This is a genomic window from Amycolatopsis kentuckyensis (assembly GCF_041679295.1).
GTDB classification, from domain to species: domain Bacteria; phylum Actinomycetota; class Actinomycetes; order Mycobacteriales; family Pseudonocardiaceae; genus Amycolatopsis; species Amycolatopsis kentuckyensis_A.
In genome coordinates this window covers 421,643-439,449 of the sequence record NZ_JBGDMD010000002.1, presented here as the reverse complement: position 1 = coordinate 439,449, position 17,807 = coordinate 421,643, and the positions used below count along the sequence as shown (strand labels likewise).

Sequence of the window (17,807 nt, the reverse complement as noted above, 5' to 3'; positions counted from 1 at the left end):
GCGGCCCGACCGGGCAAGCCGTTCTCACGGCTCGCCGCACGCCCCTCGACGGCACCCGCCGCAACACCGGACCGCGGTGATGCAGGCGGTATCAGCGGTTCTCGGTCAGCCAGACGTGCGCCCGCTTCCAGACCTCCCGCAACCCCGACCGCTCGCCGAGGTAGTCACCCGCCGCGCCCACGACCGGGAGCATGCCCAGCGCCCGGTGGAACAGGTTCCCGCGCGGCCGCTTCTCCAGCTCCTCCGTGATCCCGAGCAACCCCCGGCCGAGCCGCCACAGCGTCCGGCCCGCGGCCTTGATCGTCGCCTTGCCGTGCTTCTTCTCCGATGCCGTCAAATCCTCGGTCAGGCGCGCTGCTTCGTCCGCCTCCGCCGCTTCGTCGTGCTCCGGGTGCTTGCCCGCCGCCAGGTCCGCGTCGATGTCGCGCTCGAACAGGACCCACGCGATGAGCCGGACCCTCGTGCCGACGTCCGTCACGCCGTATTCGCCCGCGATCGCGCACAACAGCAGTCCCTGCGACGCCGCCCCCAGCGTGTCCTGCACCGGGAGCCGGTCGGCCAGTGCGCCGCCCAGGCCCGGGATCGACGTCAGCAGCGCCGTGAAGCGCCCCACCCGGTTCATCCACCAGCTCGACCGGTCGTAGCCCGTCATCCGCGCCCACGCCGCCGTGCCCGGCACCTTCACCGACGTGACGCCGTGGATCAGCTTCGCCTTCAGGCCGGACTCGACCTCGGCCAGGTCGTCGCCCGCGCGCGCCTGCAGGCCGAACGGGTCGGACTCGCGCAGCGCGTCGAGCATCGGCCCGCACGCCCGCACGAACGGCCGCAGCACCGCCACGACCTGCTTGTCGGAGATCGCCTCAGCCACGTCCCGGTTTCCTTCCCGCCGCCTGGCCCAGCCCGCCGCCGAGCACCAGCGCGCCCGGCAGCGCGCTCGCGCCGAGCAGCACCAACGCCCGCCAATCCTGGATCAGCACCAGGTCGCCGCCCGGGCCCAGCAGGCCGAGCCCGAACACGACGACCACCCACACCGCCAGGGGTACCCACGAAAGCCCGGGCCGCACCAGCTTCGCCGTCGTCGACACCAGCCACGGCGTGGTCACGGCGCCGACGACGACCGTCACCGGCAGCGGCACGACGCCGATCCGCAGCGGCAGGAAGAACAGCTCCAGCACGGCCAGCAACACCGTGTCGAGGACGAGCAGCGCCAGCAGCAGCCGCTGGTCCCAGGTCAGGGGCTCCGGCACGGTCACAGCCCGCCGAACAGGTCGTCCGCGGCGCCCTCGGCCGGCCCGTGCGCCAAGACGAAGGAGTCGTGCGCCGGGATCGGCTGGGCGATCTCGTTCGTCAGCGCGAAGTACGGGACGGCGCCGTCGACCACGGCCAGCTGCGTCGCGTGCGCGCGCAGCGCCGCCAGCTTCGCCGGGACGTACGCGGCGACGTCGAGCGACGTCGTGATCTCCTCGTCCGGCGTCGTGGGCAGCTCGTCGTCCGGCGGCACGGCGAACACCGTGTCGCCCAGGGAACGCAGCGCGGCCAGCCCGGCGCGGACGGCGTCACGCGACGTCACCGTGTGGAACACCCGCGCCACCGACTCCGCGCGCGGCGCCGCGGCCATCGTGATTTCGTGGGCGCGGATGTGGTCGGGGTGGCCGTAGCCGCCGAAGGCGTCGTAGGTGACGACGACCTGGGGCCGCACCTCGTCGAGGATCTCGGTCAGCTGCGCGGCCTGCTCCTCGGCGCTGCCGCCGGTGAAGGCCCGCGGGTGCGACGCCGACGGCGTGCCCGCCATGCCCGAATCGCGCCACCGGCCGATCCCGCCCAGATAACGATGTCGTGACACCCCCAGCGCGGCGCACGCGCGCTGCAGCTCGGCGACGCGGTAGCCGCCCAGCTGGTCGGCGGCCCACGCGCCCAGCCCGGCCAGCTCGCCGAGGCCGGCCATGACCTCACCTTCCTCACCGAGCGTGCAGGTCACCACGGTCACCTCGGCGCCTTCGGCGGCGTATCGTGCGATCGTGGCGCCGGTGGTGATGCTCTCGTCGTCGGGATGGGCGTGGACGAGCAGCAGCCTGCGCGGTACCGGGGAGATCACGGGTTGAGCGTAATTCCCGTGCTCCGACCTTAGTCGGGGACACCCTCGGTTATCCTCGCGCGAGTCGCGACCGCCGCGTCGCGATCGTCTGTACCCCCACGAAGGGCATCTTGGTGAGCACTGAAGCAACTTCGGCGGACGTCGCCGGCGTGTCCGGATCCGTTCTGTCGATCTCCGATCTCAGCGTGTCGTTCCGGACCGAAGACGGCGTCGTCGACGCGGTCAAGGGCATCGGCTTCGACGTCAAGCCCGGCGAGATCGTCGCCGTGGTCGGGGAATCGGGATCCGGCAAGTCCGTCACGTCGATGTCGGTGCTGGGCCTGCTGCCCAAGACCAGCAAGATCGCCGGCGAGCTGCGCCTCGGCGAGCGCAACCTGGCGGATCTCAAAGAGAAGGACATGCAGAAGATCCGCGGCAACCAGGTCGCGATGATCTTCCAGGAGCCGATGACCGCGCTGAACCCGGTCTACACGGTCGGCTGGCAGCTGCGCGAGGCCCTGCGCTCGCACCTGGACATCTCGAAGGCCGCCGCGGACAAGCGCGCCGTCGAACTGCTGGACATGGTCGGCATCCCGAACCCGCCGCTGCGGTTCAAGCAGTACCCGCACCAGCTCTCCGGCGGTCTGCGCCAGCGCGTCGTCATCGCCATGGCGATCGCGTGCGACCCGAAGGTCATCATCGCCGACGAGCCGACCACCGCCCTCGACGTCACCGTCCAGGCCGAGATCCTGGGCCTGCTGCGCAAGCTGCGCGACACCCTCGACACCGCGATCGTGCTGATCACCCACGACATGGGCGTCGTCGCCGACATGGCCGACCGCGTCATCGTGATGTACCAGGGCGAGATCGTCGAAGAGGCGCCGGTGCGCGAGCTGTTCGCGTCGCCGAAGGAGGACTACACCCGGCGGCTGCTCGCCGCGGTGCCGGTGCTCGGCCAGCGTCCCGAAGGCCGTCGCCTGCTCGACGACGCCGGGATCGCCTCCGACAGCACCGAGGCGGCCAAGATCGCCGAGGAGATCCGGCTGGCCGACGAGGAGCTCGAGGCCGTGATCGAGGAGGCCGCACCGGCCCTCGAGATCAAGAACCTGGTGCTCGAGTACCCGGGCCGCCGCGGTCAGGGCAAGAACCGCGCGGTCGACGACGTCTCGCTGACCATCGCCAAGGGCGAGATCGTCGGCCTGGTGGGCGAGTCCGGCTCGGGCAAGACGACGGTCGGCCGCTGCGCCATCCGCCTGCTCGACCCGACGTCGGGCACGGTCTCGATCGCGGGCAAGGACATCACGAAGATGTCGGCGAAGGAGCTTCGCCCGCTTCGCCGGTACTTCTCGATCGTGTTCCAGGACCCGGCGTCGACGCTGGACCCGAAGATGACGATCGGCGAGTCGATCGCCGAGCCGATGGTGCTGCACAAGGTGCTGTCCGGCAAGGAGCTGTCGGCCCGCGTGCGCTCGCTGCTCGACAAGGTCGAGCTGGGCGGGCACTACATGAACCGCTACCCGCACGAGCTGTCCGGCGGCCAGCGCCAGCGCGTGGCGATCGCGCGTGCGCTGTCCCTCGACCCGGCGCTGCTGATCGCGGACGAGCCGACGTCGGCGCTGGACGTGTCGGTGCAGGCTCGCGTGCTGGACCTGTTCCTGGACCTGCAGCAGTCGCTGCAGTTCGCGTGCCTGTTCATCAGCCACGACCTGGCGGTGGTCGACCTGCTGGCCGACCGCGTCGCGGTGATGCAGCACGGCAAGCTCGTCGAGGTCGGCACGCGCGACCAGGTGCTGCACTCGCCCCAGCAGGACTACACGCGCCGGCTCCTGTCGGCGGCGCCGGTGGCGGACCCGGTGCTGCAGGCCGAGCGCCGCGCGGCCTGGGAGGCCGGGAAGCTGGCCCCCGTGGCCGACTGAGGCACTGAAGCCGAAGGGCCCCACCCGGTTGTTCGGGTGGGGCCCTTCGGCGTTCCGGAGGCCGGGCGTCAACCGACGCGGATGCGGGGGTCCAGGATGCCGTACATCAGGTCCGCGACCAGGTTCGCGATCACCACGCTCGCCGCGATCACCACCAGCCAGCCCATCAGCACCTGTGGGTCGTTCTTGTTGACCGCCTCCACCAGGAGCGTGCCCATGCCGTGCCAGTTGAAGACGTCTCCGTGATGATCGCGCCCGTCACCGTGGCGCCGAAGTTGACCGAGAACAGCGTCATCACCGGGATCAGCGCGTTGCGGAACGCGTGGCGCCAGATCACGCGGCTGTTCGAGACGCCCTTCGCCCGCGCTGTGCGGACGTAGTCCGCGCCCAGGACCTCCAGCATCGACGCCCGCTGGAAGCGGCTGTACGCGGCGAACGTGATGGCCATGATCGACAGCGTCGGCAGCAGGAACGCGCCGACGTACTTCGCGAGCGCGTCGCCCACTCCGGTCGCCGTGAGGCTCTCCGGGCTCGTCGTGCGCAGCCACGGGTCACCCAGGACGTCGGACAGGCCCAGGTCCCGCACCCAGCCGTTCAGGCGGATCGCGTACCCCTTGAGGACGATGGCGATGCAGAAGATCGGCATCGAGAACATCAGGAACGCCAGCGTCGTCGCCAGGTAGTCCCAGATCGAGTACTGCTTGACGGCCGCGAGCACCCCGACCAGCACGCCGAAGACCAAGGCCAGGATCGACGCCGCCAGGACCAGCTCGAGCGTCACCCTGAAGGCCGCCATCACCTTGGGCGCCACCGGCTGGAGCGCGTTGCCCTGGGCGATGGAGATGCCCCAGTCGCCGGTGAGGAAGTGGCCGAGCCAGGTGAAGTACCGCGCGACGACGCCCTGGTCGAGGCCGAGCTTGTGCTCGGTGTCGGCGATCGCCTGGAGGTTGATCCCCGGCTTGCTGCGCAGTTCGCCGAGCGGGTCGCCGGTGTTGGCCACCATGACGAAGCAGAGGAAGGTGCCGACCAGCAGGACCGGGACGGAGATGGCCAGCCTGCGGAGCACGTAGAGCACGAGATTCATCCGAAACCCCCAGGTCCGGCGATCGTCGCGCGAAAACGGACGCGGGGGCGACCGGAACCGGTCACCCCCGCGTCGGCGTTCAGGCCTTCATTCTCCGCTGCCGCGGGTCGAAGGCGTCGCGAAGACCGTCACCGATGAAGTTGATCGTCAGTGAAATCAGCACGAGCACGATGAACGGCCCGAAGAACAGCGCCGGCCGCGTCTGCAGCTGGGCGTAGTTCTCCAGGATGACGCGGCCCAGCGAGGTGTCGGGCAGCTGGACACCGAGGCCGATGAACGACAGCGCGGCTTCCGCCAGCACGGCCTGCGCGACCGCGAGGGTCGCGTTGACCGTGATGCTGCCGACCATGTTCGGCACCAGGTGCTTGAAGATGATCCGGAACGTGCCGGCACCCGAAGCGCGCGCCGCGTCGACGAACTCGCGCTGGGACAGCGACATCGCTTCGGCGCGGGTGATCCGGGCGATCTGCATCCAGCCGAACGCCGCCAGCACCAGCGCGACGATGTACCAGGAGCCGCTCCCGAACACCTTCGCCAGGATCGCCGCCGCGGCGATCTGCGGGATGATCAGGAACAGGTCCGTCACCCGCGAGACCGCCGAGTCGGTGAAGCTCCGCAGGTAGCCCGCCAGCGCACCCAGCACGACGCCGACCACGGTCGACAGGATCGACACCGTGAGCGCGATGAGCAGCGAGAACTGGGTGCCGCGCAGGATCTGCGACACCATGTCCTTGCCGACCTGCGTGGTGCCCAGCGGGAAGTCGCCGCTCGGCTTGGCGAAGGACGGGAAGGAGCTGTCCTCGTAGCTGTGCTTCCAGAACAGCGGCAGGATGATGCTGAGCAGCACGATCAGCACCAGCACCGCGGTCGACGCCATGGCCAGCTTGTGGTGCAGGAACTTCCGGAGCACCAGCTTGCCCTGGCTCCGGGGTTCGGGCAGTGCCTCCGGCGGGAGCGTGCCGTCCTTGGTCGCGGTTTCGCTCGCGAGGAGGGAGTTCAAGTCAGCCAACGCGAATCCTCGGGTCCAGGATGCCGTACACCAGGTCGGCGATCAGGTTGGCGATGATCACGCTGGTGGCGATGACCACGAGCCAGCCCATCATCACCTGAGTGTCGTTCTTGTTGACGGCTTCCACCAGCAATGTGCCCATACCGTGCCAGTTGAACACCGTCTCGGTGATGATCGCGCCGGCGAGGACCGAGCCGAAGTTCACCGAGAACAGCGTGGTCACGGGGATCAGGGCGTTGCGGAACGCGTGCCGGAAGATGACCCGGCCGTTCGCGAGACCCTTGGCGCGCGCGGTGCGCACGTAGTCCGAGCCCATCACCTCGAGCATCGAGGCCCGCTGGAACCGGCTGTACGCGGCGAAGCTGATCGCCATGATCGACAGCGTCGGGAGCAGGTAGGCGCCGATGGTGCTCGTTATGAAGTCCCCGACGCCGTCCGTCCTCAGCTGCTCGGGGCTGGTCGTGCGTAGCCACGGATTGCCGAGGACGTCCTGCAGGCCGAGGTCGCGGACCCAGCCGTTGATCTCGATCGCGTAGTTCTTCAGCACGATCGCGATGCAGAAGATCGGCATCGAGAACAGCAGGAAGGCCAGCGTGGTGGCCAGGTAGTCGACGATCGAGTACTGCTTCACCGCGGCGAGGACGCCGACGATGATGCCGATGATCAGCGCGAGGATCTCGGCTCCGACGACCAGCTTGAACGTGACGCCGAACGCCGCCATCACCTTCGGCGCGACCGGCTGCAGCGCGTTGCCCTGCGCGATGGACGTGCCCCAGTCGCCCTGGAGGAAGTCCCCGAGCCAGCTGAAGTACCGCGGCACGACACCCTGGTCCAGGCCCAGCTTGTGGGAGAGCGCGTCGATCGCGTCCTTGCTCAGCTGCGGGTTGTTGCGGAGCTCGCCGAGCGGGTCACCGGTGGCGGCGACCATCACGAACGACAAAAAGGTCCCGACCAGCAGGACGGGAATCGATATCGCCAGACGGCGAAGGATGTAGATCACCAGGTTCAACGAACTGCTCCTCATCCGGGCCTGGTCGTCAGAAGTGCGCTGGACCGCTACCCGGTTGTCTACCGTAGTGGGGGTAACCCTACGGTCAACAGCTACTTCCGGTGGGTACCGGGGCCCGGCTCGTGGCCGGACCCCGGTACCTCCCAGGTCATCTGGAACGAGGGGAAAGAAGAGTCGGGACGAGCCCTACTTCTTCTGCTCCCACTCGCCGGCGTTCCACAGGACACCGTTGTAGGACTGCATGTACACGCGGTCGATGCCCTTGAACGCCCACATGCTCGGCGTCTGGAACAGCGGGAGCGTCGCGTACTTGTCCGCGATGGCCTTGTCGGCGGCCTGGTAGCTCTGGAGCTTGACCTGCTCGTCCGTCGCCTTCACGGCCTCGGTGAAGGCCGAGTCGATCTTCGGGTCGCACAGGTTCTGGTAGTTCTGGTCGCCACCGTTGTTCGGGCAGACGTAGATCGAGCGCGACTGCGACTTGAACGGCGCCGACGACCAGCCGAACAGCGCGATGTCGTAGTCACCGGTCGAAACGCGGCCACCCTTGAGGAAGTTGGCGTCGGTCTCGTCCTTGACCTCGATACCGGCCGCCTTGGCCTGCGAGATGATGATCTCGACGGTCTGGCTGCGGCGGGCGTTCTGGTTGTGCGTGATCTTGAACGAAGCCCGCTGGCCACCCTTGGCGAAGATGCCGTCGGCACCCTTCGCCCAGCCCGCGTCGGTCAGCGTCTTCGCCGCCGCCTCGGCACCCAGGCCGGCCTTGCTGCCGTACAGGTCGGTGTAGCCCTCTTCACCCTGGAAGAACACGATCGAGTTCAGCGGGGCCGCGTCGGCCTGGACTTCCTTGAGCAGCTTGTCGGTGATCGCCTTGCGGTCGACGACCTCGAAGAACGCCTTGCGGAGCGCGTCGTCCTTGAACATGCGGTTGAACTGCAGGTCAAGGTGCTCGTAGGTCAGCTGCGGGGCCGAACCGTAGGTCACGCCCTGGGCCGAGAGGCCCTTCATCGTGTTGGCCGCGGTGGCGTCCGGCTGGGTCGACGCCGCGACGTCGATCTCACCGTTCTGCAGCGCGGTCGCCATGGCCTTGGTGTCTTCCATGGCGCGGACCACGATCTTGGCCGGGCCGCCCTTGCCGCCCGCCCAGTTCGGGTTCTTCACCAGCGTGACGGACTTCTGGTTGGCGTCGAACGAGTCGATCATGTACGGCCCGGAAGCCGGCATGAGGGCCTTGTCGAAGCCCTTCCACTTGTTCGTCCAGAAGTCGCCGGCCTTGGACAGCAGGGCCGGGTCGCCGGTCGGCGCCAGCTTGGTGATGTCCGGGATGTTCGTCTGCTTCTCGAGGATGTGCGCCGGCAGGATCGAGACGCCGGAGAACAGGCCCTTGTAGTCGAGGTACGGCTCGCTGTAGTCCGTCTCGAAGGTCAGGTTGTCCTTGCAGGTGGCGGTCTTGATCTTGTCGTAACCCGTGGTCGAAGCGGCGTTGAACGGGTTCTTGCCGTCCGTGCCCTTCGCCTGGCCGCTCTGCGACAGCCAGTTCAGGTACAGGTCCTTGCAGTCGAAGGCCTCGTTGTCCGACCACTTGAGGTTCGGCCGGATCTTGTAGGTGACGACCTGCGGGTCCTTGGAGGTCACGTCGACCGAGTCGAACATGTCCTTGTTGAGCAGGATCTTGTTGTTGCCGTCGAGGACGAAGGAGTCTTCGAGGACGGCGGTCAAGATGTAGGTGTTGTACGAGCTGTTGGTGTCCGGGGTGTTGTTGTTGTACCCGGAGTACCCGTCGTCGATCCCGACCGTGACCGTGCCGTCCCAGCCCTTGACGTCCGCGAGCTTGAACGTGTCACCCTGCTCGGCCTTGCCGACCGCCATCGACTTGACGTCGGTCGACGACCCGTTCTGGTCGGTGCTGCCCGAGCCCGAGTCGCCACCGCTGCAGGCGCTCAGCAGCAGCGAGGCGCCTGCGACGAGCGACAAGGCGGAGACTGCTTTGGTTCTCCTCATGAAGTGTGCCCTCCTAGCACTGAGTCCTTGAATTGTGACAAGGACCCACACCGCTCCGGTTTGGTGCCGGAGCCTACGACACGCCAAGCGACACTCAACTGGCGCACTGCGGGAGCACGCTAGAAAGGAAAAGCACCGACAGTCACCAGTTCAGGGTCGATCGTGACCAAAGGGTGACTTCCAGCCGACATCCAGAAATACGACGGTTACCTCACGGATTCATCGGGTCCCACTCGAAGGCGTGCGTCAAGATCACCCGGTAGTACTGAATGCGTAGCCGAGCGATTACTTCGGGCCGCGAGTCCAGTTCACGGCGGACCCGAACGGGCCCACCATCGGTGGACCGGGGGTTACGCCCGAGATGCCCGAACCGATCGCCAGGGTGTCAGCCGATTGGAACAGCGGAATCACCACGTTCTGGCGCCAAAGTTCAGGCTCGAGGGTGGTCAGCGCCTCGGCGATCGGCGTCGAACCGGACAGCGCCGCGTCGATCGACGGCTGCAGCGCCGGATCGCAGAACCCGGCGGAATTGCCCGGAACGACGGGTTTCGTCCGGTCGGCGCCGGCGGCGGTCTGCTCGGGGCGGCAGCCGAAGGTCGAGGCGAGCACCGACGCCGTGTCGCCGCCCACCGCCTGCGGCACGACCGCGATGTCGACGCCGACGTTGCCCGCCGAGTCGCCGGTCGGCTGCTGGACCCCGGAGACGACGGGCATCGCGAGCAGGCCGCTGAACAGGTCGCGCGGCTGCGGCGTGATCGCGTTGACCTCGACGCCCTGCGCGGCCAGCTGGCCGGTGAGCTCCTTGGCGATCGTCGCGTACGGCTCCTGGGTGCCCGGCGAGGCGATGACCAGCGAAAGCGCTTTGCCGTTCTTGCGCCAGGTGCCCGCGGTCTTGGCGTAGCCCGCCGCCTTCAGCGACTGCTCGGCCTTCGCGACGTCGGGCGCGGTGGGCGGGCCGGGCGGGATGGTCGCCGCGTAGCCCTTCACCGACGGCGCCGTCACCTGCGCGTCGGCGTGCAGCTGCGACGACGGGCCGCCGTTGACGCCCTCGGTGATCAGCTTGGTCCGGTCGATCAGCGCGGCGATCCCGGCCCGTACCTGGGCATCCTGCAGGGTGGCGCTGACCGGGCGCAGCAGCACGTCGGCCACCAGCGGCCGGGCCACGGTGTGCAGCTTGACGGCCGGGCCGAGGTCGCCGAGCCGCTTGAGCTGGTCGCCGGTGGTCCTGGCCAGCGCGAACTGGTCGTTGCCGCTCTGCAGCGCGGCCAGCAGCGTCTGCGGGTCCGAGCGGCGCAGCACGATCCGGTCGATCGCGGCGGGCTTCTCCCAGTAGCGCTCGTTGCGCTCGAGGATGACTTCGCCGCGCGCGGTGTCGAGGCTCTTGATCGAGAACGGGCCGGCGATGGCCGGGAAGTTCGAAGCGAGCGCGCCGCGCCAGCCGTCGGGGGCGTCCTTGAGCAGGTGGGCGGGCAGCAGGTCGGAGAACAGCGTCTGCCAGCCGGGGTACGGCTTGGCGAAGGTGACCTCGACGCGCTTGCCGCCTTCGCGGGACTGCAGGTCGGTGATCTGCCGGTAGCCGGCGGGCTCGATCACGCCGGGCTGGTCGCGCATCTGGGTGCGCAGGTAGTCGAAGTCCTCGGCGGCGATGGGCGCGCCGTCGGACCAGGACGCGTCCGGCCGGATCTCGTAGGCGACCACGAACGGCTGCTGCGAGACCACCTCGGCGGACTTCATGAGGTTCTTGTCGAGCTGGGTGCTGCCGTCGTCCTTCTGGCGGAACACAGAGGGCAGCAGCAGCTGCGACAGCGCCGAGGTGACCTGCGAAGAGTCGGCCAGGTTGTGCGGGTTGTACCCGCCGAGCACGTCGTCGACCCCGACGACGATCTGCGACGGCGTCTTCCCGGTGGTCGAGGCGGGCGGCACGGACGACGACACCACCGGTGGCGGCGGGGTGTTCGAGCAGGCGGTGACCAGCACGGTCGCGAGCGCCAGCACCGGCACCGCCTTGCGATTCACCCGCACGCCCCGTTCCTCCCCAGACTCTCCCCGATCGGGTCAGCCATGCTCCCACGACCGAGTCCGCCGCCGGAACCGAGATTCCCACACCCGGATCGGCCGGGTCCGGCACCCCTGGGGTGCCGCTATGGGAAAGGACGCGCGGAGCACCGTCCGGGTTCCCGGACCGTTCCGGAACGGCGGAACGAACACGCGCGGGACACGGTGCGGGATTCACGCGGTGGTGCACACCAGCCATCGACCCCTATAAAGATATAAGGAGAAGAACAGCGGAATTCGTGACGTCCCGTCGGCCTATTATCCACCCAGGGTGACGGATGAGCAACGAAAAAACCTCCCGATGGAGAACACCGGGAGGTTTTTTCGCTATTCGCCGATCAGGAGTTGTCGCGGCTCTTCGCGCGCGAACGCTCCTTCGCGCGGGTATTGACGTCCAAAGTGACCTTCCGGACGCGGACGACGTCCGGCGCCACCTCGACGCACTCGTCGACCGAGCAGAACTCCAGCGCCTCTTCAAGGCCCATCTTGCGCGGGCGGGCCAGCGTCTCCATCACGTCGGCGGAGGACTGACGCATGTTGGTCAGCTTCTTCTCCTTGGTGATGTTGATGTCGAGGTCCTCGAAGCGCGGGTTCTCGCCCACGACCATGCCCTCGTACACCTCGGCGCCCGGCTCGACGAAGAACGTGCCGCGGTCGGCCAGCTGGATCATCGCGTACGCGGTGACCGGGCCGGTGCGGTCGGCGACCAACGAGCCGCTGTGCCGGGTGCGGATCTCGCCCGCCCACGGGAAGTAGCCCTCGAACACGTGGTTCGCGATGCCGGTGCCGCGGGTCTCGGTGAGGAAGTCGGTGCGGAAGCTGATCAGGCCGCGCGACGGGAGCACGTACTCCAGCTTGATCCGGCCGGTGCCGTTGCCGCTCATGTCCTCCATGCGGCCCTTGCGGGCGGCCAGGAGCTGGGTGATCGCGCCGAGGTGCTCTTCCGGCGAGTCGATGTAGAGGCGCTCGAACGGCTCGTGCAGCTTGCCGTCGATCGTGCGCAGGACCACCTGCGGCTTGCCGACGGTCAGCTCGAAGCCCTCGCGGCGCATCTGCTCGACGAGGATGGCCAGCGCCAGCTCGCCACGGCCCTGGACCTCCCAGGTGTCGGGGCGCTCGGTCGGCAGGACGCGGATCGAGACGTTGCCGATCAGCTCCTGGTCGAGGCGGGCCTTGACCAGCCGCGCGGTGACCTTGTCGCCGCCGTTGCGCCCGGCCAGCGGCGAGGTGTTGACGCCGATGGTCATCGAGATCGCGGGCTCGTCGACGGTGATCCGGGGCAGCGCCACCGGGTTCTCGGAGTCGGCGAGGGTGTCGCCGATCGTGATGTCCGGGATGCCCGCGATGGCGACGAGCTCGCCCGCGCTGGCCTCGGTCGCCGGGACGCGGGTGAGCGCCTCGGTGACGAGCAGCTCGGAGATGCGGACGTTCTGCGTCGTGCCGTCTTCGCGCATCCAGGCCACGGTCTGGCCCTTGCGCAGCTTGCCGGCGTGGATGCGGATCAGCGCGATGCGGCCGAGGAAGTTGGACGCGTCGAGGTTGGTGACCAGCGCCTGCAGCGGCGCGTCGAGGTCGGCGGCCGGCGGCGGCACGTGCCGGAGCAGGGTGTCGAACAGCGGGTCGAGGTTCTCGCTCTCGGGGATCTCACCGTCGGCGGGCTGCTCCAGGCTCGCCTTGCCGGCGCGCGCGGAGGCGTAGACGACCGGGAGGTCGAGGATCGCGTCGTGGTCGGCGTCCTCGATGTCGCTGGCCAGCTCGAGCAGCAGGTCGTGGGTCTCCTCGACGACCTCGGCGATCCGGGCGTCCGGCCGGTCGGTCTTGTTGACCAGCAGGATCACCGGCAGGCCGGCTTCGAGGGTCTTGCGGAGCACGAACCGGGTCTGCGGCAGCGGGCCCTCGGACGCGTCGACCAGCAGGACGACGCCGTCGACCATGGCCAGGCCGCGCTCGACCTCGCCGCCGAAGTCGGCGTGGCCGGGGGTGTCGATGACGTTGATCGTCACCTGGCCCTCGGGCGTCTGGCGGTGGATCGAGGTGTTCTTCGCGAGGATGGTGATGCCCTTTTCCCGCTCGAGCTCACCGGAGTCCATCACGCGGTCGACGAGCTCGGCCCGCTCGGCGAAGGCGCCGGACTGGCGCAGCATCGCGTCCACGAGCGTGGTCTTGCCGTGGTCGACGTGGGCGACGATCGCGACGTTGCGCAGGTCGGGCCGGGTCTTACCGGTCGGCCGGCCGGTTTCGACGGTAGCGCTGGCTGCGGGCACGCGAGAACTCCTGAACTTCAAGGGGTGGGTGGCCGCGCAAGCCGTTCAGGCATCCCGTGACCGGCTCTGGTCACACGCGGACCTCACCCAGGATACCTGCCACCCCATTGTGAGCGGCCCCACGCCCCCCTGGCGGTTAGGCTGGCCTAACGTGGAAACCCGGTGGAGGTCGCCGATCCGGAAGGTGCGTGCGCGTGGGCAAGAAGCACGACGACCCGCGAAAGGTCGTGCGCAAGCTGATGAAGGCCGGCAAGGTCAAGAAGAAGTGCTGCCGGTCGAAGCCTCGCTGCAAGAAGTGCCCGGTATTGGCTCTGAAGAAGGCGAAGCTGGACTTGGCCGCTTGAGTTCTAGTGGGGCACGGCCTCGTTGAGCAGCCGGAGCTCCGGCGCGGTCTTCGTCGGCGAGAACTCGATGACCTCGTACTGCGCCAGGTGCTTCACGCAGAACGGGTCGGACGCCAGGATGGCGTCGAGCTTCCCGCGGGACATCGGGCGCGTGATGATCACGCCGCCGGTGCGCGGGTTCCGCCGCCCGGACGCCAGGAAGTGGCCGTGCTCGTACTGCTTGTTCAGCCACTCGGCGTGGTCCGGGAGCGCGTAGTCGATTTCCTCGATCGGGGCCGTGTAGTTCAGCAGGACGACATACATGGCTAAGACCGTAACTCCGCTCGCCGCCTTCCGCGTCCGGACGATGCGAAGTGGTGACGGTCTCGGCTAAGCTCGGTGTATGCACGCGCAGACGTCCAGCTGGTGGCCGCCCACGGCGGCCGATCCAGTCCTGCGCTGATCACCAGCGGCCGCCCCGGACGGGCGGCCTTTTTCATGCCTTCTCCGGGGTGGTCCCACCTCGGAAGGAATCCCATGAGCAAGCTGTCCGGCATCACCCCGTCCGGCCACGTCCACCTCGGCAACTACCTCGGCGCCGTGCGTCGCTGGGCTCGCGAAGGCGGCGCGGACGACCTGTACTTCGTCGCCGACCTGCACGGCATGACGACGCCGCACAACCCGGCGAAACTCCGGTCACTGGCGCACGAACAGCTGGCGGTGCTGATCGCCGCCGGCATCGACCCAGAGCGGGTGTTCGTCCAGTCCGACCTCGCCCGCGAGCTGGGCGCGCTGACGTGGGTCCTGGAGTGCACCTGCAACTACGGCGAGGCCGCCCGGATGATCCAGTTCAAGGAGAAGTCCAAAGGCCAGGCCGGGGTGCGGTTGTCGCTGCTGACGTACCCGGCGCTGATGGCCGCGGACATCCTGCTGCAGGGCGCGGACGAGGTGCCGGTCGGCGAGGACCAGCGCCAGCACGTCGAGCTGACGCGCACGCTCGCCAAGCGCTTCAACGGCACGTACGGCGACGTGTTCACCATCCCGCGGGCGGTGCTCCCGCCGGCGGGTGCGCGGGTGAAGGACCTCGCGGACCCGACGCGCAAGATGTCGAAGTCGGCGCGGGACGCGGCGGGCGTGGTGTTCGCGCTCGACGAGCCCGACCAGGTCCGTCGCAAGATCCGCCGCGCGGTCACCGACGGCGGGACGGTCCCGGTGCACGCGCCGGACACCCGGCCGGGGATGGCGAACCTGCTGGAGGTCCTGGCGGCGTGCCGGGGTGGCGAGCCGGCGGAGCTGGCCTCGGAGTTCACGTCGTACGGCGCGGTGAAGGACGCCGTCGCGGACGCGGTGATCGAGGAGCTCCACCCCCTGCGTGAACGAGCGTTAACGCTGCTCGACGACGTCGCGGAGCTCGACCGGGTCCGCAAGGCCGGCGCGGAGCGGGCTCGCGAGCGCGGTTCGCACCGGCTCGACGCGGCGCTGCGGATGATCGGCGCGAATTGAAGAGCGTCCTGCTCCCGGCTCAGGAGAGCAGCTCCCGGAAGGCCGGGAGCAGGATGCGGTCGGCGGGCAGCCAGTCGACGTCGTCGAGGTCGTCGGGCCCGAGCCAGCGCACGGCGAGGTGCTCGACGGCCCGCGGTTCCTCACCGGGCGAAACGAGCTTCGCGGCGTAGATGCGGAGGACCTTCCCGCCGGGCAGTTCGACGTCCTCGCCGACCCGCCGCCCGACCTCGATGACGACGTCGAGCTCCTCGCTGCACTCGCGGGCGAGCGCGAAGGCCTCGGACTCCCCGGGTTCGACGCGGCCACCGGGCAGCTCCCACTGCCCGGAGTGCTTCGGCGGCCAGGCCCGCTGCTGGGCGAGCAGCTTGCCGTCCCGCACCAGGGCGGCACCCACGATCACACCGTTCACAGCCCCGGAATCTACCCGGAAGCCCCGCGGCGGGCCGTCTCGCCGCTGCCGTCCGCGCGCCAGACGACCACGAACCGCGCCCCGCCGTCCGGGGACTCGCCGACCTGGACCCGGCCACCCCGGCGCCGGACCGTCTCCGCCACCATCGCCAGCCCCAGTCCCGTCCCGCCGGACGACCGCGCCCGGTCGTCGGCGATCCGGTAGAACCGGTCGAACACCTTCTCGCGGTGCTCCGGTGCGATGCCCGGGCCGTCGTCGTCGACCACCACCCGGACCGACGACCGCGACGCCAGCACCGACACCACGATCTCCCCGCGCGCGTAGCGGCACGCGTTGCGCAGCAGGTTGTCGAGCACCAGCTCGACCTCGGCGTGCGCGGCCGACGCCCACGCCTGCGCGACCGCGTTGCTGACCCGCGTCTGCGGCGCCCCCGCCGGCAGCCGCGCGACCGCCGCGCGCACTTCGCTGACCAGCTCGACCGGTTCCGCCGCGGGCACCTCCCCCGCGTCCGACCGGGCCAGCGACAGCAGGCCGTCCAGCAGCGACGACAGCCGTTCGGCTTCGGTCAGGATGTCCGACAGCGTCTCCTGGGACAGCTCCGGATCCGGGTTGGTCACCGCGACCTCGGCCTGCACCCGGATCGACGCGACCGGCGACCGCAGCTCGTGCGCCGCGTCGCCGGTGAAGCGCCGGAGCCGGTCGCTCGCCTGCTCCTGCCGCTCGAGCAGCGCGTTGAACTCCTCCGCCAGCGCGCGCAGCTCGTCGTGCGAGTCGGGCAGTGCCAGCCTCGCCCCCGGCGGCAGCGCGCGCACCGAACCCCGCATGCGCGCCACCGGCCGCAGCGACAGCCGGACCACCAGCCACGTCGCGAACCCGGCGACCAGCGCCCCGACCGACGCGACGACCACCAGCCACACGCCGCCGTAGTGCACCGCCGCGGAGAACCCGACCAGCCCGGCCCCGGCGACGACCAGCCGTTGCGACCCGTCGGGCGCGCTGACGACCGTCCCCAGGTAGCGCGCGCCGTCGCGCTGGACCGGCTGCCCGGCCTTGAGCGTCGAGACGTCCGACGGCGCGAGGCCGGTGGGGGTGCCGCCGTCGACCGGGGTCCCCGCGATGTCGAGCACCCGCAGCGTCACCGGCGCCGCGCCGGACAGCGGGCGTCCGGCGCTCACGTCGGCGCCGGCCGGGCCGAGCGCGGCCGAGAGCTCGCGGTCGACCGAGCCGATGAGCAGCGGGGAGAGGTTCGACGCGGCCAGCGCGGCCAGCCCGAGCAGGCAGGCCAGGGTGATCGTCGCGGCCAGCAGGGTGATCCGGACCTGCAGGGACCGGCCCCGCCACCAGGAGCTCACGGCGTGATGACCTCGTCGAGCTGCGCGTCGGAGGCCAGGTAGCCGTGCCCGCGCACCGTCCGCAGCAGCGCGCCGGCGCCGACGGCGTCCAGCTTGCGCCGGACGTATCCGACGTACACCTCGACGAGGTTGCGCGTGACCGCCTGCTCCTCGCCCCAGACCGCGCGCAGCAGCTCGTCCTTCGTGACGACCGTGCCGGCCCGCCCGACGAGCACCTCGAGCAGCGCGAACTCCCGCGGGCTCAGCCCGACCTCTTCGCCGTTCCAGTGCACCTGCCGCAGCCCGCGGTCGACCGCCAGCGCGCCCAGCCGCAGCGTGCCGCGGCCCGCTTCCGGCCCGGCGCGGCGCAGGGTCGCGCGGACCTGCGCGACCAGCACGACGAAGGAGAACGGCTTGACGAGGTAGCCGTCGGCGCCGAGGTCGAGGCCGTCGGCCTGGTCGATCTCGCCGTCCTTGGCCGAGACGAGCAGCACCGGCGTCATGACGCCGTCCTTGCGCAGGCGTTCCAGCACGCGGTAGCCGGACAGGCCCGGCAGCATGATGTCGAGCAGGATGACGTCGAACGAGCCCGTGCTCGCCAGCTGCAGCCCGGTGGGGCCGTCCGCGGCGGTGACCACGTCCATGTCCTCCGCCCGCAGCCCGCGTTGCAGTGCTTTCCGCACGCCCGGTTCGTCGTCGACCACCAGCACCCGAGGTTTCACGTCGTTCATCATGGCCGGTTTGCGCAGGTCCTGCGTCAGCTCTCAGCACGATCTCAGCCGGAGAGGGAGAACCTTCAGGGGTATCTCAGTCTCGAGAGGGAAGCGTCGGT

General features: G+C 69.6%; 15 protein-coding genes and 1 pseudogene. 3 read left to right on the top strand and 13 right to left on the bottom strand.

All coding sequences use genetic code 11. From position 1 onward, the window contains the following. Positions 1–91: 91 nt before the first annotated feature. Genes ACERZO_RS08160 through mshB form a run of 3 tightly spaced genes read right to left on the bottom strand, consistent with a single transcriptional unit; the run spans position 92 to position 2,095 of the window. Entirely contained in the window at positions 92–868 is a 777-nt protein-coding gene (locus tag ACERZO_RS08160; protein ID WP_372663891.1) for a hypothetical protein, read from the bottom strand. Further along, complete coding sequence (locus tag ACERZO_RS08155) at positions 861–1,253, bottom strand: hypothetical protein (protein ID WP_372663889.1); 393 nt, start codon at positions 1,251–1,253, stop codon at positions 861–863. Before ACERZO_RS08155 ends, ACERZO_RS08160 begins: the two co-directional genes overlap by 8 nt. Continuing rightward, on the bottom strand, positions 1,250–2,095 hold the full coding sequence (mshB, locus tag ACERZO_RS08150) for an N-acetyl-1-D-myo-inositol-2-amino-2-deoxy-alpha-D-glucopyranoside deacetylase (protein ID WP_372663887.1): 846 nt from the start codon (positions 2,093–2,095) through the stop codon (positions 1,250–1,252). The genes ACERZO_RS08155 and mshB overlap by 4 nt, the downstream gene beginning before the upstream one ends. Positions 2,096–2,208: 113 nt before the next feature. On the opposite strand from mshB, the gene ACERZO_RS08145 reads away from it, so the two are divergent. Next, positions 2,209–3,990: an ABC transporter ATP-binding protein gene (locus ACERZO_RS08145; RefSeq protein WP_372663885.1), complete on the top strand. Its 1,782-nt coding sequence runs from the start codon at positions 2,209–2,211 to the stop codon at positions 3,988–3,990. A 68-nt stretch (positions 3,991–4,058) separates the two neighbouring features. Here ACERZO_RS08145 and ACERZO_RS08140 read toward each other — a convergent pair. From ACERZO_RS08140 to typA, 6 genes and pseudogenes are all read right to left on the bottom strand, one after another. Next, positions 4,059–5,074, bottom strand: a pseudogene (locus tag ACERZO_RS08140) (ABC transporter permease). Between the two features lie 79 nt (positions 5,075–5,153). Further along, a complete protein-coding gene (locus ACERZO_RS08135) occupies positions 5,154–6,083 on the bottom strand; it encodes an ABC transporter permease (protein WP_372663883.1) in 930 nt (309 codons plus the stop codon). Continuing rightward, on the bottom strand, positions 6,076–7,092 hold the full coding sequence (locus tag ACERZO_RS08130; RefSeq protein ID WP_372663881.1) for an ABC transporter permease: 1,017 nt from the start codon (positions 7,090–7,092) through the stop codon (positions 6,076–6,078). Before ACERZO_RS08130 ends, ACERZO_RS08135 begins: the two co-directional genes overlap by 8 nt. 186 nt (positions 7,093–7,278) lie before the next feature. Next, positions 7,279–9,090 (bottom strand): ABC transporter family substrate-binding protein, encoded by a 1,812-nt coding sequence (locus ACERZO_RS08125; protein ID WP_372663879.1) that lies wholly within the window; start codon positions 9,088–9,090, stop codon positions 7,279–7,281. 285 nt (positions 9,091–9,375) lie between these two features. Beyond that, positions 9,376–11,112 carry an ABC transporter family substrate-binding protein gene (locus ACERZO_RS08120; RefSeq protein WP_372663877.1) on the bottom strand — a complete coding sequence of 579 codons (1,737 nt, stop codon included), beginning with the start codon at positions 11,110–11,112 and terminating at the stop codon, positions 9,376–9,378. Positions 11,113–11,483: 371 nt separating this feature from the next. Beyond that, the gene (gene typA / locus ACERZO_RS08115; protein ID WP_372663875.1) at positions 11,484–13,409 is read right to left on the bottom strand and encodes a translational GTPase TypA; all 1,926 of its coding nucleotides are present in this window, start codon (positions 13,407–13,409) and stop codon (positions 11,484–11,486) included. 194 nt (positions 13,410–13,603) lie between these two features. Between typA and ACERZO_RS08110 the strand changes: the two genes are divergently transcribed. Next, positions 13,604–13,753: a hypothetical protein gene (locus ACERZO_RS08110; protein ID WP_166641800.1), complete on the top strand. Its 150-nt coding sequence runs from the start codon at positions 13,604–13,606 to the stop codon at positions 13,751–13,753. A 3-nt stretch (positions 13,754–13,756) separates the two neighbouring features. Here ACERZO_RS08110 and ACERZO_RS08105 read toward each other — a convergent pair whose 3' ends face one another. After that, positions 13,757–14,056, bottom strand: coding sequence for a YciI family protein (locus ACERZO_RS08105; RefSeq protein ID WP_086677642.1), 300 nt, complete (start codon positions 14,054–14,056; stop codon positions 13,757–13,759). Between the two features lie 213 nt (positions 14,057–14,269). Between ACERZO_RS08105 and trpS the strand changes: the two genes are divergently transcribed. Beyond that, complete coding sequence (gene trpS, locus ACERZO_RS08100; protein WP_372663872.1) at positions 14,270–15,235, top strand: tryptophan--tRNA ligase; 966 nt, start codon at positions 14,270–14,272, stop codon at positions 15,233–15,235. Positions 15,236–15,254: 19 nt separating this feature from the next. Here trpS and ACERZO_RS08095 read toward each other — a convergent pair whose 3' ends face one another. From ACERZO_RS08095 to ACERZO_RS08085, 3 genes are read right to left on the bottom strand one after another with little or no spacing between them, the layout of a single operon-like run. Continuing rightward, positions 15,255–15,644, bottom strand: coding sequence for a (deoxy)nucleoside triphosphate pyrophosphohydrolase (locus tag ACERZO_RS08095; RefSeq protein ID WP_372663870.1), 390 nt, complete (start codon positions 15,642–15,644; stop codon positions 15,255–15,257). An 11-nt stretch (positions 15,645–15,655) separates the two neighbouring features. Continuing rightward, positions 15,656–16,996, bottom strand: a complete 1,341-nt coding sequence (locus tag ACERZO_RS08090) for a sensor histidine kinase (protein ID WP_372663868.1) — start codon at positions 16,994–16,996, stop codon at positions 15,656–15,658. Beyond that, a complete protein-coding gene (locus ACERZO_RS08085) occupies positions 16,993–17,709 on the bottom strand; it encodes a response regulator transcription factor (RefSeq protein ID WP_372663866.1) in 717 nt (238 codons plus the stop codon). The genes ACERZO_RS08090 and ACERZO_RS08085 overlap by 4 nt, the downstream gene beginning before the upstream one ends. Between the last annotated feature and the right edge of the window lie 98 nt (positions 17,710–17,807).